Below are 16,673 nucleotides of genomic sequence, written 5' to 3' on the forward strand. Positions count from 1 at the left end.
GGATATGGGTGCACCGTAATGACGACAAACCGGCGAGAAGTTACTCCCCTTGTTGCGCGGATAGTAACAGCGGAAAAAGATAACGCCAAGAGGCATCTTCATGCCGGCTGCAAAAAAACAGGGCGCCACCCGGGCGCCCTGTTCTACCTGCTCATCCTCAGAGCGGATCCGCCTTGAGGCAGGAGACCGCATGGTCGAAGTTGCCCTCGAGCTGAGGCCGGGTCTTGGCACACTCCGGACCGGCCACCGGGCAGCGGGTACGGAACACGCAGCCTGACGGCGGGTTCATCGGCGATGGCAAGTCCCCCTCCAGGATCTGGATGGTCTTGCTGCGCTCCAGATCCGGATCCGGAATGGGCACCGCCGACATCAGCGCCTTGGTATAGGGGTGCAAGGGGTTGGCGAAGATCTCCTTGCGGGTCCCCAGCTCCACCGCATTGCCCAGATACATCACCAGCACCCGATCCGAGATATGCTTGACCACCGACAGGTCGTGGGCGATGAAGATGAGCGACAGCCCCATCTCCTTCTGGATAGCCTTGAGCAGGTTGACTACCTGGGCCTGGATGGAGACATCCAGCGCCGATACCGGCTCGTCACAGATGATCATCTTGGGCTCGAGGATCAGCGCCCGGGCGATGCCGATGCGCTGGCACTGACCGCCGGAGAACTCATGGGGGTAGCGGTTGACCAGGTTGGGCAAGAGCCCCACCTTGCTCATCATGGCCCGCACCTTCTCCTTCACCTGATCTCGGGAGAGGTCGGGATAGAAGGTGATGAGCGGCTCGGCGATGATGTCGCCGATGGTCATGCGCGGGTTGAGGGAGGCCAGCGGATCCTGGAAGATCATCTGGATCTCTTTGCGCTTCTCGCGCAGCGCCTTCTGGTCGAGCTTGGTCAGATCGTTGCCAAGCCACACCACCTTGCCGTCGGTGGCCGGCACCAGGCCGATCAGCGCCCGGGCAAAGGTGGATTTGCCACAACCCGACTCGCCCACCACGCCGAGGGTCTCCCCTTCGTACAGGCGCAGGGTCACCCCGTCCACCGCCTTCAGGGCGGAGGGTTTGGCCCAGGGCCAGGCCTTGTCACTCTTGATGCTGAAGTGGACCTTGAGGTCGGACACTTCCAGCAGCAGTTTCTTGTCAGTCCCCATTTAGTTCACTCCCTTGATCATGGCATCCGATACCCAGTGGCAGGCCCGCTCCCGGCCGTTGTTGAACGGCGTCAGGAGCTTGGAGGATTGCTGGCCGCATATAACAGCATTCATACGCTCACCTCCTTGGCATTGATGGCATCAGACACCCAATGGCAGGCCCGCTCCCGGCCGTCGTTGAACGGCGTCAGGATCGGCGACTGCTGGCCGCAAATCTCGCTCACCCGGTGGCAGCGCTCCTGGAAGGGGCAGCCGGTGGGCAGACGCAGCAGGTTGGGCGGATTGCCCGGGATGGTGGGCAGCTCTTCCCCTTCGGTGTCGAGGCGGGGAATGGCGCGCAACAAGCCCTCGGTATAGGGGTGGCTCGGGCGATAGAAGATATCGTTGACCTTGCCGTACTCCATGGTACGACCGGCATACATCACCAGCACCTTGTCGCAGATCCCCGCCACCACGCCTAGATCGTGGGTGATCATGATGATGGCGGTGTTGAACTCGCGCTTGAGCTCGTTCATCAGGGTCATGATCTGGGCCTGCACGGTCACGTCCAGCGCCGTGGTCGGCTCGTCGGCGATCAGCAGTTGCGGCCGGCACAACAGCGCCATGGCGATCATCACCCGCTGGCGCATGCCACCGGAAAATTCGTGAGGATACATCCCCATCCGCTTGCGCGCTTCCGGGATCTTGACCGCATCCAGCATGCGTACCGACTCTTCGAACGCTTCGGCCTTGCTGACACCCTTGTGCAGCATCAGCACTTCCATCAGCTGATCCTTCACCTTCATGTAGGGGTTGAGCGAGGTCATGGGGTCCTGGAAGATCATGGCGATCTTCTCGGAGCGGATCTTGTTGAGCTTGTGCTCGGGCAGGTTCAGGATCTCGTCGCCCTGAAATTTGGCCGAACCGGTGATGACGCCGTTCTTGGCCAGCAGCCCCATGATGGCAAACGCGGTCTGGGATTTGCCCGAACCGGACTCGCCGACGATCCCCAGGGTCTCGCCCGCAGCGAGGGAGAAGTTGAGGTCGTTGACCGCCACCACATTGCCGTCCGGGGTCTTGAACTCGACCCGCAGATCTTTTACATCCAGTAATTTCATAAAAACTCCTTATCGATCTTTCGTGACGTTTTCCTGTCGATCCGATGCGCCATCCGCCCGATTGAGCCGCACTCTGCGGCCCCTCGGCGCGTTGTTTCAGCGCTCCTTCGCCGTTCTATCAGCGATCTTTCGCCGCTTTCTCAGCGATCCTTCGGATCGAGGGCGTCACGCAGACCATCCCCGAGGAAGTTGAAGCAAAACAGGGTCACCACCATGAAACCGGCGGGGAACAGGAGTTGCCAGATGGCCACTTCCATCGACTTGGAGCCTTCATCCAGCAGAGCGCCCCAGCTGGTCATGGGCTCTTGTACGCCCAGCCCCAGGAAGCTCAGGAAGGATTCGAACATGATCATGCCCGGCACCAGCAGGGTGGCGTAGACCGCCACGATCCCCAGCACGTTCGGCACGATGTGACGGGTGATGATCTTCCACTTGGAGACGCCGCAGACGTGAGCCGCCTCGATGAACTCCTTGCTCTTGAGGCTCAGGGTCTGGCCTCGCACGATCCGCGCCATGTCGAGCCAGCTCACCGCGCCGATGGCGATGAAGATGAGCGCCAGGTTGCGGCCGAAGAAGGTCACCAGCATGATCACGAAGAACATGAAGGGGAAGGCGTTGAGGATCTCAAGCACCCGCATCATCAGGCTGTCGACCCGACCGCCGATAAAGCCGGAGGCCGCGCCGTAGAGGGTACCGATGATGACGGCCACCATGGCCCCCATGATGCCGACCATCAGCGAGATACGCCCGCCGAGCAGGGTGCGCACGAACAGATCGCGCCCCAGGCTGTCGGTGCCAAACCAGTGGCCGGTTTCCATGTCCGGAGCCGCCTGCATGGCGCCCCAGTCAGGATCGTCGAAGGTGTATTGGGACAGATGCGGTCCCACGATCACCGCCAGACCTATGATGGTCAGGATGATCAGGCTGGTAAGCGCAGCCTTGTTGCGCAGGAAACGGCGACGGGCATCCTTCCACAGGGAGCGTCCTTCCACCACTTCCACTTGCTGGGCGAACGCCTCGACGGCTTCGCGTTTTTCAGTTGTGACAACCATGATGTACTCCCGACTTAGTAACGGATCTTGGGATCGATAAAGGCATAGAGAATATCGACCACGGCGTTAAAGGTGATGGTGAGGGCGCCGACCAGAATGGTCAGACCGAGCACCATGGAGTAATCACGGTTGAGGGCACCGTTGACGAACAGCTGACCAATCCCCGGCAGGCCGAAGATGGTCTCGATCACCACGGAACCCGTGATGATGCCCACGAACGCCGGTCCCAGATAGGAGACCACCGGCAGCATGGCCGGACGCAGCGCGTGTTTGAGGATGATGTGGCGCAGCGGCAAGCCCTTGGCGCGGGCGGTACGGATGAAGTTGGAGTTCATGGTCTCGATCATGCTGCCCCGCATGATCCGCGAGATGGCGGAGATGTAGTACATCATCATGCCGAACACCGGCAGCACCATGAATTGCACCCCGCCGCCCTGCCAGCCACCGGCCGGGAACCAGCCGAGATGGATACTGAACAGCAACACCAGCAAGGGCGCCAGCACAAAGCCCGGGATCACCACCCCGGCCATGGCCGACGACATCAACAGGTAGTCGATGACGGTATTCTGTTTCAAGGCGGCAATGGTGCCGAAGGTGACCCCCAGTGTCACCGCGAACAGAAAGGCAAAAGAACCAATCTTGGCCGACACCGGCAGCGCCTGGCTCACCAGATCGTTGACGGTGAAGTCCTTGTATTTGAAGGAGGGACCGAGGTCACCCTGCACCAGATTGCCCAGATAGGTGAGGTATTGCACGCCGATGGGCTTGTCGAGGCCATATTTGGCTTCGATGTTGGCCAGAACTTCCGGCGGCAGAGAGCGTTCGCTGGTGAAGGGGTTGCCCGGCGCGAAACGCATCATGAAGAAGGAGACGGTGATCAAGACCAGCAGAGTCGGGATCGCTTCCAGTAGACGTTTAAAAATGAATTTCAACATAGACAATTCCTGTCCTGTACTGCTTCCAAAGGGTCGCGGTTGTAATAAAGGCCCGCCATCCGGCGGGCCTGCTTTGTTATGCGACGTGTTACTTTACTCAGTGAGCAATGATGTACATGTCTTTGCTGTAGAGGTTGTCCAGCGGGTTGGCCGGGTAGCCGCCCACGTAGGACTTGACCATGCGGGAGGTCACGTACTGATAGATGGGAGCGATCGGCATGTCCTTGGCCAGGATCTCTTCAGCCTGCACATAGAGCTTGTTGCGGGCATCGGCATCCACCTGATTGCGCGACTCGTTCATCAGCTTGTCAAACGCCGGGTTGGAGTATTTGCCGTCGTTGTTGCCGTGAGTGGTCTGCATCAGATCCAGCATGGAAGAGGCTTCGTTGTAGTCGGCGATCCAGCCGGCACGGCCCACATCAAACTGACCCTGTTTCTTGGTTTCCAGGTAGGTCTTCCACTCCTGGTTGACCAGGCTCACCTGCACGCCCAGCTTCTTCCACATGGAGGCCACGGCAACCGCCACCTTCTTGTGGTTGTCGTCGGTGTTGTAGAGCAGCTCGAACTTGAGCGGTTTGCCCGGGCCGAAACCGGCTTCGGTCAGCAGCTCTTTCGCCTTGGCATCACGCTCTGCCTGGGTCAGCTTGGACCAGGCCGGCGCCACCGGCTTGAAGCCGTCCACGAAATCAGGCACCAGGGTGTAGCCCGGGGTCTCGCCCTTGCCCATCACCTTGTCGGCGATCACGTTGCGGTCGATGGCATAAGAGAGGGCGGTACGCACCCGCACGTCATCAAACGGCTTGTGCTTGAAGTTGTACTGGTAGTAGTAGGTACCGACATAGCCGCTCACCTTCACCTCGTTCGGCAGCTCTTTCTTCATCTGCTTGAAGCGCTCGATGGGCATGTTGTAGGTGAGATCCACTTCGCCGGCCAGATAGCGGTTCAGCTCGGCGTTGGTGGACTGGATCGGCAGATAGGTCACCTTGTTGATGACGGTCTTGGCGTTGTTCCAGTAGTTCGGGTTGCGCTCGACGTCGACGCGCTCGTTGACCACCCAATCCTTCAGCACATAGGCACCGTTGGATACCATGTTGCCGGGCTGGGTCCACTTGTCACCGAACTTCTCGATCACCTTCTTCGGCACCGGGTAGGTGGTGGTGTGGGAGAGCATGCTGACGAAGTAAGGCACCGCCTTCTCCAGCTGTACCTCGAAGGTATAGTCGTCCACTGCCTTCACGCCCAGGGTGTCGGCCGCTTTCTTGCCGGCGATGATCTCGCTGGCATTGACGATGGTCGGGATCTCCAGATACCAGGAGTAGGGAGACGCCGTCTTGGGATCCACGGCCCGCTTGAAGGCGAACTCGAAATCGTGGGCTGTCACGGGATCCCCGTTGGACCACTTGGCATCTTTGCGCAGGTGGAACACGAAGTGTTTGTTGTCCTTGGTTTCCCAGGACTCGGCCATGGCGGGAAGCACTTCCCCTTTGGGGCCGGAGGCAACGAGACCTTCGAACAGGTCACGCAGAATATTGGATTCAACCGTTCCTTCGGTTTTATGCGGGTCGAGAGTGGCAGGCTCGGAGCCATTGCCTTTTACCAGCTGCTGAACGTCAGCCAGTTTGGTACCTGCGGGAACATCGGCGGCTTGTGCCGCGTTGACACCGCCGAACAGTGCTGCCACCAAGAGGGTATTAATCATTGTTTTTTTATGAGTCATTTCCATACTCCACAAGAACATTCCATGCAATTTTCCATCAACGGGACAAGTACCCCGCTGCCAGCATAATTCCCTGACATTTCTGATAATGCAATAGATATTGTCAGGCAGGACTGGACTTCATGGTCAAAAAAGCAGCTTTTAACCAATTATTCAGAATTTAAATATCGCGTGATGGACGTTTTTTATACAAACCCGCTCGATTCTAGGAAATGACCAACAAAAAAGAAACAATAAAAAGCCGGTCACGAGGACCGGCTCCAACAAAACAGACCTGAATCACATCAATCCGGGGAAGACCCCCTTGATCCCCGCCACCATGATCTCGATGCCAAGCGACATCATGATGAGACCCATGATCCGGGTGACCACGTTGATGCCGGTGTTGCCCATCACCTTGAACAGCAGGGGGGCGGCGCGGAAGATGAGCCAGGAGCAGAAGGCAAACACCATCACCACCACCGACATCCCCAGCATCTGGGACCAGGTGCTCTGGCTGGCATAGACAATAGAGGAAGAGATGGCGCCGGGGCCGGCCATCAGCGGCAGCGCCAGCGGCACCACAGCGACAGATTCCCGCGCGGCGAGCTCCCCTTTCTCCTGCTTGTTGTGCTTCACCTCCCCCAGCTTGCCCTGCAGCATGGACCAGGCGATCAGGGTGATGAGCGAGCCGCCGGCAATGCGAAACGACGCCAGCGAGATGCCGAAACCATCGAGGATCAGCTGCCCCATGTACATGGAGACCAGCAGGATGATCATCACCGCAATGTTGGCGGTGGTGTTGGTCTTCATCCGCTCTTCCGGCGTTTGGTGGCTGGTCAGGCTGACAAACACCGGCAACAGGCCGAGCGGGTTGATGATTGCGAACAAACCGATGAAAAACTTCAGATATAAAGAGACGTCAATTGCTGCCATAGGCGCCATCCAGAAGTAGAACGAGGCCCTGCGGGCCACCCCGATAAACCGTGCGTAAATTTACACCATGGCCGAAACCTTCACCAATCAAATAATCTCACCCTTTCCGTGGCTTTTCAGTTAGTTCCTCTAATGTCACGACGAAATTCAACATATCGAGTTGTTAATAAAGATTGTCGCCATTTAACACTCTGATAAAATCACTTCGAGCTTTATGCGGCCACGGAGTTTTGGCGCAACATTTCATCTTCGTAAAAAAGGATTTTGTAATGATTGATACGGACATCAAGTTGCAATGGCATCTGGATTCACTGCCCGCAGGCAGTGTCGCCCCGCTGCAGGGCTTCTTCGACCGGCTGCCGGTTGATCCCTATATCCAGGGCCGCTTTCGCGAACGCCGTTACGGCCGGGTTGAAAAAGAGGGCAGCCGCTTTTACCCCCTCGACAACGGCGTCTTCTTTCAGGCGGCCGCCATCAACAAGTTTTTGGGGGATGTGCCCAGAACCTATGCCGAGCTGGATCCCGCCTTCGTCGCCCACCCGACCTTCCAGCTGATGCTGACCCGCTTTGCCCGCCACACCCGGCTGGCGGATGGCCAGGCCATCGGTATTCACCAGATGCGCATCGTCACCGGCGAAGGTGAAAGCGTGCCGCCCGCCCCGGAAGGTGTACATCAGGACGGCTTTGATTTTATCGGGGTGTTCTTTTGTGGCAGTGACGGGGTCAGCGGCGGCGCCTTGCAGCTCTATCATGGATTAAAAGAACAACCATTTTTTCAACAACAATTAAACGCTGGCGAGTATCTGATCCTGGATGATCGCCGTTTCTATCACAATGCCGCCCCCATACTGCCCCAGGGTCCGCACCGGGGACACTGGGACGTAATCGTGCTAACTGCTTGAAAAATGGTGCGTGAGCCCCTGTTCACGCCCCATTCATCCCGCTTCTGGCCCACTCAACAACTGCGCAACATCTGGCAAACATGTATTGTGAAACAAAATTTCTTTTGTTCTTTTGTTACACATGATCCAGATCAAGTTTTTCTGAGTCAGCCCCGCTCTATAATCGACTCAGAAAGCGATTTAGTAAGGCATGTAAATACCCCGTTGTGGTGATTCTGTTCTTGACAGGGCATCTATAATTGCCGGGCATTGCCAACGTCTTACTAAACAGTTTTCAAATCATCAGGAGATAAACATGGCAGTAACCAATATGGCTGAACTGGATGCACTGGTCGCCCGCGTTAAGGAAGCCCAGCGTGAATTCGCCAGCTTCTCGCAAGAGCAGGTAGACAAGATCTTCCGTGCCGCCGCCCTGGCCGCCAGCAATGCCCGTATCCCCCTGGCCCAGATGGCCGTGGAAGAGTCCGGTATGGGTATCATCGAAGACAAGGTTATCAAGAACCACTTCGCCTCCGAATACATCTACAACAAGTACAAAGAAGAGAAGACCTGCGGCATCCTCAGTGAAGATGACGAGATGGGCACCATCACCATCGCCGAGCCGGTAGGTATCATCTGCGGTATCGTACCGACCACCAACCCGACCTCCACTGCGATCTTCAAATCTCTGATCTCCCTGAAGACCCGCAACGCCATCATCTTCTCCCCGCACCCCCGTGCCAAGAACTCCACCAATACCGCTGCCAAGCTGGTACTGGATGCAGCCATTGCCGCCGGTGCACCGAAAGACATCATCGGCTGGATCGATCAACCGACCGTTGAACTCTCCAACGCCCTGATGAAGCACAACGACATCAACCTGATCCTGGCCACCGGTGGCCCGGGCATGGTGAAAGCCGCTTACTCCTCTGGCAAACCTGCCATCGGTGTGGGTGCCGGTAACGTACCCGTTGTCATCGACGAAACTGCCGATGTGAAGCGCGCCGTCGCCTCCATCCTGATGTCCAAAACCTTCGACAACGGCGTGGTCTGTGCCTCCGAGCAAGCCGTCATCGTGGTTGACTCCATCTATGACCAGGTGAAAGAGCGTTTCGCGACTCACAACGGTTATGTGCTGACCAAAGAAGAAGCTGACAAGGTCCGCAAGGTCATCCTGATCAACGGTGCCATGAACGCCAATATCGTGGGCCAGCCTGCTACCAAGATCGCCGAAATGTCCGGCGTGACCGTGCCCCCCACCACCAAGATCCTCATCGGTGAAGGTCTGGAAGTGTGTGAAGAGGAAGAGTTCGCTCACGAGAAGCTCTCCCCGACCCTGGGTATGTTCCGCGCCAAGAACTTCGAAGAAGCCGTCGAAATGGCCTGCACCATGGTCAACCTGGGTGGTATCGGCCACACCTCCGGTCTGTACACCGACCAGGACCGCAACGCCGACCGCATCAAGTACTTCGGCGACAAGATGAAAACCGCCCGTATCCTGATCAACACCCCGACCACTCAGGGTGGTATCGGTGACCTGTACAACTTTGCCATCGCACCGTCCTTGACGCTGGGTTGCGGTTCCTGGGGTGGTAACTCCATCTCCGAAAACGTGGGTCCCAAGCACCTGATCAACAAGAAGACAGTCGCAAAACGGGCAGAAAATATGCTGTGGCACAAACTTCCGAAATCCATCTACTTCCGTCGTGGTTCCCTGCCGATCGCCCTGGGCGACCTGGAAGGTAAAAAACGCGCACTGGTCGTGACCGACCGCTTCCTGTTCAACAACGGCTACGCCGACGAAGTGGTTCGTCTGCTCAAGGGCCTGAAGATGGAAGTGGAAGTGTTCTACGAAGTAGAAGCCGACCCGACCCTGTCTGTGGTTCGCAAAGGTGCCGAGATGGCCCACTCCTTCAAGCCGGACGTGATCGTCGCGCTGGGCGGTGGTTCACCGATGGATGCGGCCAAGATCATGTGGGTGATGTACGAGCACCCGGAAACCGCGTTCGAAGATCTGGCCATGCGCTTCATGGACATCCGCAAGCGTATCTACAAGTTCCCGAAAATGGGCGTGAAGGCCGAACTGGTCTGTATCACCACCACTTCCGGTACCGGCTCTGAAGTGACCCCGTTTGCGGTCGTGACCGACGACGCCACCGGCATGAAATACCCGCTGGCCGACTACGAGCTGACCCCGAACATGGCCATCGTCGACGCCAACCTGGTCATGGGCATGCCCAAATCCCTGTGTGCCTTCGGCGGTATCGATGCCGTGACTCACGCCATGGAAGCCTACGTTTCCGTACTGGCCAACGAGTACTCCGACGGTCAGGCGCTGCAAGCCCTGAAACTGCTGAAAGAGTACCTGCCGTCCAGCTACCAGAACGGTGCCAACGACCCGGTTGCTCGCGAGAAAGTACACAACGCCGCCACCATCGCCGGTATCGCGTTCGCCAACGCCTTCCTGGGTGTGTGCCACTCCATGGCTCACAAACTGGGTGCTGAGTTCCACATTCCGCACGGCCTGGCCAACGCCCTGCTGATCAGCAACGTGATCCGCTACAACGCCAACGACAACCCGACCAAGCAGACTGCGTTCTCCCAGTACGACCGTCCGCAGGCTCGTCGTCGCTACGCCGAAGTGGCCGACCACCTGGGTCTGACTGCCGCCGGTGACCGTACCGCAGCCAAGATCGAGAAGCTGCTGGTATGGCTGGACGAGCTGAAAGCCACCCTGGGCATCCCGGCCTCCATCCGTGAAGCCGGCGTGTCTGAAGCTGACTTCCTGGCCAAGGTTGACCAGCTGGCCGTGGAAGCCTTCGATGACCAGTGCACCGGCGCTAACCCGCGCTACCCGCTGATCAGCGAGCTGAAAGCCATCCTGCTGGACACTTACTACGGCCGTCCCTTCACCGAAGACGCTCAAGTAGCTGCCAAGGTTGAAGCCAAAGTTGAAGGCAAGAAGAAGTCCAAAGCCTGATAAGCTGAACCGACTCGAGAGCCCGCGCACATGCGCGGGCTTTTTTGTTTGTCTATCTGCTTAATTTTGCTAGCTTGTTCATAGGCATTCATGAAATGCGAGCTAGCGTATGGCGCTGATACAAGCCTCCATCGAGCAGTTGCGGGTAGGCCACTACATCCATCTCCCCACGGGATGGACCAACCACCCTTTTATGTTCAATGCATTCAAGATCAAGGATCAGCAGCAACTCGACATCATTCGCCATCTCGATCTCAGCCTGCTGATGGTGGATCCCGACAAGAGCGACCTGCCTATCGAACCCATCTTGCGCGGTGACATTCCTTCCGCCGGGCCTGACCTCTCGATCATCGAAGAGCTGGTGGAGAGCGGCCCTGCCCCGTTTGATGAAAAAGCCTTTCGCCGCTCCCTGCGTGCCGCCGACAAGGCGTTTGGCCAATCCATGTCCGAGCTGCGCGATGCGCTGGGAGCACTTAACCTCAAACCAGATGAAGGGCTCGCCAATACGGCGCAGATAGTGCGCAATGCCGCCGCCCGCATCAGTGCCCACGAGGGGCCGCTCGGCCTGCACCTCATTCGCAGTCCACACACCGACATCCTGTTGCAGCACAGCCTGAACGTAGCCTTCATCGCCATGCTGATGGCCCGCGAGCTCGGCATGAACCCCATCGAGATCGAGGAGACCGGGCTGGCCGGCCTGGTGCACGACATAGGCGAGCTGAAGATCCCGACCCAGATCACCCAGAAACGGGGGGAGCTCAACAAGTCCGAGCAAAACTTCCTCAAGATGCACCCCCAGTACGGGCTGGAGATGCTGACCCAGCTGCAGGCCTTCGAGCCCAAGATCCGCCAGGTGGCTCATCTGCATCATGAGCGCCTCGACGGCAGCGGCTTTCCCCTTGGCATCAAGGGGGGCGAGATCCCGCCGCTGGCGCGGATCATCGGGCTGGTGGATTACTATGACGAGCTGCTGCACCCGCGCAACAGCGCCACGCCGGCGGCGCCGAGCCAGGCCATCAGCCAGCTCTACAAGCTGTCGCAGAAGAAATTCGACCAGGATCTGGTCAAGCTGCTGATCAAGGTGCTGGGGGTCTATCCGCCCGGCTCGCTGGTGATGCTCTCCGACGACTCGGTGGCGCTGGTGCTCTCCACCGAGCCCACCATGCCGCTCAAGCCCAAGGTGCTGCCCTACATCAAGGCACAGCGGCCGGAAGGGGTGGCGATGATCGACCTGCGGGAAGATGAGCGCACCATCAAATCATTTATCAAGCAGGAAGAGCTGGATGAGGGGCAACGGCTGTTTTTCAACCTGACCCGACGCTTCTGTTACTATTTTGCCTTCTGAGTTATCCCCAGAAGCTGGGGATAACTCATTGGACAAACCTGAATAATCACTCGATTGCCCGCAAAATTGTTCGCCATCCACCATGGATAAAAAACGCCCAGCCAAGGGGCCGGGCGGAGCATGCCACCTCCGTGTGGCGTATCCAGCGGATACATTCATGCTCCATCCAGCAATATCAACCCTGGGGCGATTACACAAATATCAATTTAACATGCTGATTTAATATGGTTTTATTTCACGTTTCTGGCACACTACGGCCGCAATCCCGTCCTGGCGCCCCGCAGAACAAGATCCTGATCACACTTATTCAAGACTGCCACTTTTTTCGGCATGGACTCTGAGGAACGTTTTTTATGCAGTTGGTCCTCTCCCTGCTTCAACAGATGAGCGTCAGCCTGGTCATCGCCTACCTCTTTTCCAAGAGTCCGCTGCTGCGTCCGCTGGCCAACTACTCGGTCAGGCTGCCTCACAAGGTGCTCATCTATATTACCTTCTCCTGCTTCTGCATTCTCGGCACCTACGTGGGGCTGGACATCGACGACGCCATCGCCAATACCCGCGCCGTCGGCGCCGTGCTGGGCGGGCTGCTGGGGGGCCCACTGGTGGGCTTTCTGGTGGGGCTGACCGGCGGCCTGCACCGCTATAGCCTGGGTGGCTTCACCGATCTCGCCTGCGCCATCTCCACCACCTGCGAGGGGCTGCTGGGCGGGCTGGTGCACTGGCGGCTGATGCGGGCGGGCAAGATGGATGCGCTGTTCGAGCCGCGCATCGCCTTCTTCACCACCCTCTACGCCGAGATCATGCAGATGGTGATCATCCTGCTGGTGGCCACGCCATTCGATAAATCCCTGCTGCTAGTGCGCACCATCGCCACCCCCATGATCCTGGCCAACTCCTGCGGCGCCGCGCTCTTCATCAGCATGATCCGCGATCAGCAGCAGATGTACGAGAAGTTCTCCCGGGTCTTCTCCGCCAAGGCGCTCAATATCGCCAACCGCACCGTCGGCATCATGAGCCAGGGCTTCACCCCCGAGGCCAGCCACAAGATTGCCCGCATCATTCAGGAGGAGACCGGGGTGGGCGCCGTCGCCATCACGGATACCGACAAGATCCTCGCCTTCATCGGCATCGGTGAGGATCACCACCAGCCTGGTACCCCCATCACCTCGGCCATCACCATGCAGGCCATCGCCCGCAACAAGGTGCTGTTTGCCGACGGCAACAGCCAGCCCTACCGCTGCAGCATCTCGCCCCAGTGCCAGCTCGGCTCGGTGCTGGTGATCCCGCTGCACGGCGACGAGGGGGTGATCGGCACCATCAAGCTCTATGAGCCCAAGAAGCGGCTGTTTCTCAAGATCAACCACACCCTGGGGGAAGGGATTGCCAACCTGCTCTCCCAGCAGTTGCTGACCGGCCGGCTGGAGCAGCAGCAGCGGCTGCTGGTGCAATCCGAGCTCAAGCTGGTGCAGGCCCAGATCAATCCCCACTTCCTGTTCAACACCCTCAACACCATCAGCGCCATCACCCGGCGCGAGCCGGAGCGGGCGCGCCAGCTGCTGCTGCACCTATCCCTGTTCTTTCGCAAGAACCTCAAGCGCCAGAGCGGCCTGGCCACCCTGCAGGAAGAGCAGGAGCACTGCCAATCCTATCTGGAGATCGAGCTGGCCCGCTTTGGTGACCGGCTGACGGTGCAAAACGAGATCCCGCCGGCCCTCGCCGACCTCAAGCTGCCGAGCTTCACCCTGCAGCCTCTCATCGAGAACGCCATCAAACACGGCATCTCCACCCTGCTGGAGCAGGGGCACATCCGCCTCTACACCGAGCAGACGGCAGAGCGGGTCACCATCCACGTGGAGGACAATGCCGGCACCTGGCAGGAGAAACCGGCCGGCGACGGGCTCGGCATGACCCTGGTGGACCGCCGTCTCAAGAGCGCCTTCGGCAACCGCTATGGTCTGAGCGTCAGTTGCGAGCCCGACTGCTGGACCCGGGTCTCCGTCACCCTGCCAAGGGAGCTGCCATGATCCGGCCGCCGTCCACTTCATTTTCACCCACCACCCCAATCACGCAGGAGACCCCCATGATCCGCACCCTCATCGTCGATGATGAGCTTTACGCCCGCGAGGAGCTGATGCAGCACCTGGCCGCCGAGCCCGATATCGAACTGCTGGGGGCGGCCGCCAATGCCATCGAGGCGCTGCCGCTTATTCAGCGGCTCAAACCCGACGTGGTGTTTCTCGACATCCAGATGCCCAAGCTCAGCGGCATGGAGCTGGTGGCCATGCTCGATCCCCTGCCCCGCATCGTCTTTGTCACCGCCTTTGACGAGTACGCCATCCAGGCATTCGAGGAGAACGCCTTCGACTACCTGCTCAAACCGGTGGAACCGGCCCGTCTCGCCAAGACGCTGGCGCGGCTCAGGCAAGATCTAACCCCCCAGCCCATGACGGCGCTCGCCCCCGCCATTCGCCATATCCCTGGCTACCTGCACAACCGGGTACGGCTGCTGCCCATCGAGCAGGTGGAGTACGCCTTCTCCGATCTCGGCGGAGTGCACGTGGCGAGCCAGGGCGAACTGTTCCATACCCAGCTCACCCTTAAATCGCTGGAGGAGAAGACCCCGCTGCTGCGCTGCCACCGCCAGTACCTGGTGGCCCCGGCCGCCATCTTCGAGATCCGGCTGCTGGAGAACCTGCTGGCGGAGATAGTGACGCCGAGCGGCGCCCGGGTGCCGGTCAGCCGCCGTTACCTGAAAGAGTTGAAGGAGATGCTGGGGCTGGAGTAAGCCCCGCGATGTGAGCCGGATCACGAGCGCCGACCGCTCGGTCCGCCATATGACCGCTCATGCCGTTTTACCTGCCGTCAACAGAGCAAGCCCCTACACTGGCCGCGCACACCCAACAATAACAAAGCAGGAGCGTAGCAATGATCTGGTTCTTCCTCTGTGTCGGCTTACTTGTGGCCGGCTATTTCGTATACGGCAAATTCATCGAACGGATATTTGGCCCCAAGCCGGAGCTGAAAACCCCCGCCATCACCATGGCAGACGGGGTGGACTATGTCCCCATGTCGGACAAGAAGGTCTATCTGGTTCAACTGCTCAATATCGCCGGCGTCGGCCCCATCTTCGGCCCCATCCTGGGTGCCCTCTACGGTCCGGTCGCCATGCTCTGGATCGTGTTCGGCTGCATCTTCGCCGGTGCGGTGCACGACTACTTCTCCGGCATGCTGTCGGTGCGCGCCAAGGGCGCCTCGGTGCCCACCGTGGTTGGTGAGCATCTGGGCACCACCGCCAAGCACTTCATGAACCTGTTCGCCGTGGTGTTGTTGATGCTGGTGGGCGTGGTGTTCGTGCTGAGCCCGGCAGGCCTTCTGGCCAACCTCACCTCCACCGATCTGGTCTACTGGATTGCGGCCATCTTCGCCTACTACATCCTGGCGACCATAGTGCCCATCGACAAGATCATCGGCCGTTTCTACCCCATCTTCGGCGCCCTGCTGGTGTTCATGTCGGTCGGCCTCATCATCGGCCTCATCGTCTCCGGCAAAGGCTTCTACAACACCGGGATGGATTTCTCCAACCTGCACCCAACCGAGCTGCCGCTCTGGCCGCTGCTCTTCATCACCATCGCCTGCGGCGCCGTGTCGGGCTTCCACGCCACCCAGTCACCGCTGATGGCGCGCTGCATGCAAAACGAGAGCTCCGGCCGCTTCATCTTCTACGGCGCCATGATTGGTGAAGGAATCATCGCCCTCATCTGGTGCACCCTGGGTCTCTCCTTCTACGACAGCACCGAGGCGCTCAACGCCACCCTGGCCAGCGGCGGCCCCTCTGCCGTGGTGCACGAGGTCTCCACCAGCCTGCTCGGTACCGTCGGCGGCATCCTCGCCATCCTCGGCGTGGTGATCCTGCCCATCACCTCCGGCGATACCGCGTTTCGCAGTGCCCGTCTCATCGTCGCGGACTTCCTGAAACTGACCCAGAAGCCCATGGCCAAGCGGCTGCTGATCGCCATCCCCATGTTCATCCTCGGTTTCATCATCTCCAAGGCCGAATTCGGGGTGATCTGGCGCTACTTCGGCTGGGCCAACCAGACCACCGCGGTGATGATGCTGTGGGCGGCGGCGGCCTACCTCGCCAAAGAGGGCAAGCTGCACTGGGTCTGCACCATTCCCGCCATGTTCATGACCGCCGTGGTGTTCACCTACCTGGCCAGCGCCCCCATCGGGTTCGGGCTGGAGATGGGCATCTCAACCATGATTGGGCTGGCCAGCACCCTGATCGTCACGGTGGCCTTCCTAGTGAAATTCAGGCCTGCGCTGATCAACAAGCCCAGCGAAAGTTGATCCACGCCAACCATGTCAAAAAAGGAGCCGTAAAGGCTCCTTTTTTTGCTGAACATTTCCCTTCAGCAATGCCATACTCCCAGCGTAAGTCCTTGTCATGGATACGACTTTACGGACTTGCCCCCAACAACATCAGCATCTGTTTTGACGACTTGGAAACTACTTAAGCTTCAGTACAACAAAACAACTTAAGATTTCGGGCCCGACAGGAGGGAAATCAGGTGGCTGACTGCCTTGCAGAGCCCTGATCC

13 protein-coding genes are annotated in these 16,673 nt (G+C 58.9%); 6 read left to right on the forward strand and 7 right to left on the reverse strand.

The features are described 5' to 3' along the window. Window positions 1-157: 157 nt before the first annotated feature. The 7 genes from oppF to R2E40_RS13400 all read right to left on the reverse strand — a co-directional run bounded on the left by oppF (window position 158) and on the right by R2E40_RS13400 (window position 6,869). A complete protein-coding gene (gene oppF, locus R2E40_RS13370) occupies window positions 158-1,153 on the reverse strand; it encodes a murein tripeptide/oligopeptide ABC transporter ATP binding protein OppF (protein ID WP_011706426.1) in 996 nt (331 codons plus the stop codon). Further along, the gene (locus R2E40_RS13375) at window positions 1,154-1,267 is read right to left on the reverse strand and encodes an oligopeptide transporter ATP-binding component (RefSeq protein WP_318163592.1); all 114 of its coding nucleotides are present in this window, start codon (window positions 1,265-1,267) and stop codon (window positions 1,154-1,156) included. It abuts the gene before it with no gap. Next, complete coding sequence (locus R2E40_RS13380; RefSeq protein WP_076360984.1) at window positions 1,264-2,250, reverse strand: ABC transporter ATP-binding protein; 987 nt, start codon at window positions 2,248-2,250, stop codon at window positions 1,264-1,266. Before R2E40_RS13380 ends, R2E40_RS13375 begins: the two co-directional genes overlap by 4 nt. A 140-nt stretch (window positions 2,251-2,390) precedes the next feature. Further along, window positions 2,391-3,302, reverse strand: a complete 912-nt coding sequence (gene oppC / locus R2E40_RS13385; RefSeq protein WP_011706428.1) for an oligopeptide ABC transporter permease OppC — start codon at window positions 3,300-3,302, stop codon at window positions 2,391-2,393. Between the two features lie 14 nt (window positions 3,303-3,316). Next, window positions 3,317-4,237, reverse strand: a complete 921-nt coding sequence (oppB, locus tag R2E40_RS13390; protein ID WP_011706429.1) for an oligopeptide ABC transporter permease OppB — start codon at window positions 4,235-4,237, stop codon at window positions 3,317-3,319. Window positions 4,238-4,334: 97 nt separating this feature from the next. Further along, a complete protein-coding gene (locus R2E40_RS13395) occupies window positions 4,335-5,954 on the reverse strand; it encodes an ABC transporter substrate-binding protein (protein WP_011706430.1) in 1,620 nt (539 codons plus the stop codon). A gap of 279 nt (window positions 5,955-6,233) precedes the next feature. Continuing rightward, window positions 6,234-6,869 (reverse strand): YchE family NAAT transporter, encoded by a 636-nt coding sequence (locus R2E40_RS13400; RefSeq protein ID WP_016351085.1) that lies wholly within the window; start codon window positions 6,867-6,869, stop codon window positions 6,234-6,236. Between the two features lie 269 nt (window positions 6,870-7,138). Here R2E40_RS13400 and R2E40_RS13405 point away from each other — a divergent pair, with 269 nt between their 5' ends. The 6 genes from R2E40_RS13405 to R2E40_RS13430 all read left to right on the forward strand — a co-directional run bounded on the left by R2E40_RS13405 (window position 7,139) and on the right by R2E40_RS13430 (window position 16,422). Next, window positions 7,139-7,771: a 2OG-Fe dioxygenase family protein gene (locus tag R2E40_RS13405; protein WP_029302770.1), complete on the forward strand. Its 633-nt coding sequence runs from the start codon at window positions 7,139-7,141 to the stop codon at window positions 7,769-7,771. 295 nt (window positions 7,772-8,066) lie between these two features. Continuing rightward, window positions 8,067-10,730: a bifunctional acetaldehyde-CoA/alcohol dehydrogenase gene (adhE, locus tag R2E40_RS13410; RefSeq protein ID WP_016351087.1), complete on the forward strand. Its 2,664-nt coding sequence runs from the start codon at window positions 8,067-8,069 to the stop codon at window positions 10,728-10,730. Between the two features lie 109 nt (window positions 10,731-10,839). Beyond that, window positions 10,840-12,075 (forward strand): HD-GYP domain-containing protein, encoded by a 1,236-nt coding sequence (locus tag R2E40_RS13415; RefSeq protein WP_016351088.1) that lies wholly within the window; start codon window positions 10,840-10,842, stop codon window positions 12,073-12,075. 353 nt (window positions 12,076-12,428) lie between these two features. Continuing rightward, entirely contained in the window at window positions 12,429-14,099 is a 1,671-nt protein-coding gene (locus tag R2E40_RS13420) for a sensor histidine kinase (protein ID WP_318163593.1), read from the forward strand. A 56-nt stretch (window positions 14,100-14,155) separates the two neighbouring features. Next, window positions 14,156-14,860: a two-component system response regulator BtsR gene (gene btsR / locus R2E40_RS13425; RefSeq protein ID WP_318163594.1), complete on the forward strand. Its 705-nt coding sequence runs from the start codon at window positions 14,156-14,158 to the stop codon at window positions 14,858-14,860. A gap of 140 nt (window positions 14,861-15,000) precedes the next feature. Then, complete coding sequence (locus R2E40_RS13430; RefSeq protein ID WP_318163595.1) at window positions 15,001-16,422, forward strand: carbon starvation protein A; 1,422 nt, start codon at window positions 15,001-15,003, stop codon at window positions 16,420-16,422. Window positions 16,423-16,673 lie beyond the last annotated feature (251 nt).

It is taken from the genome of Aeromonas sp. CD (genome assembly GCF_033349375.1).
Lineage (GTDB): Bacteria > Pseudomonadota > Gammaproteobacteria > Enterobacterales > Aeromonadaceae > Aeromonas > Aeromonas hydrophila.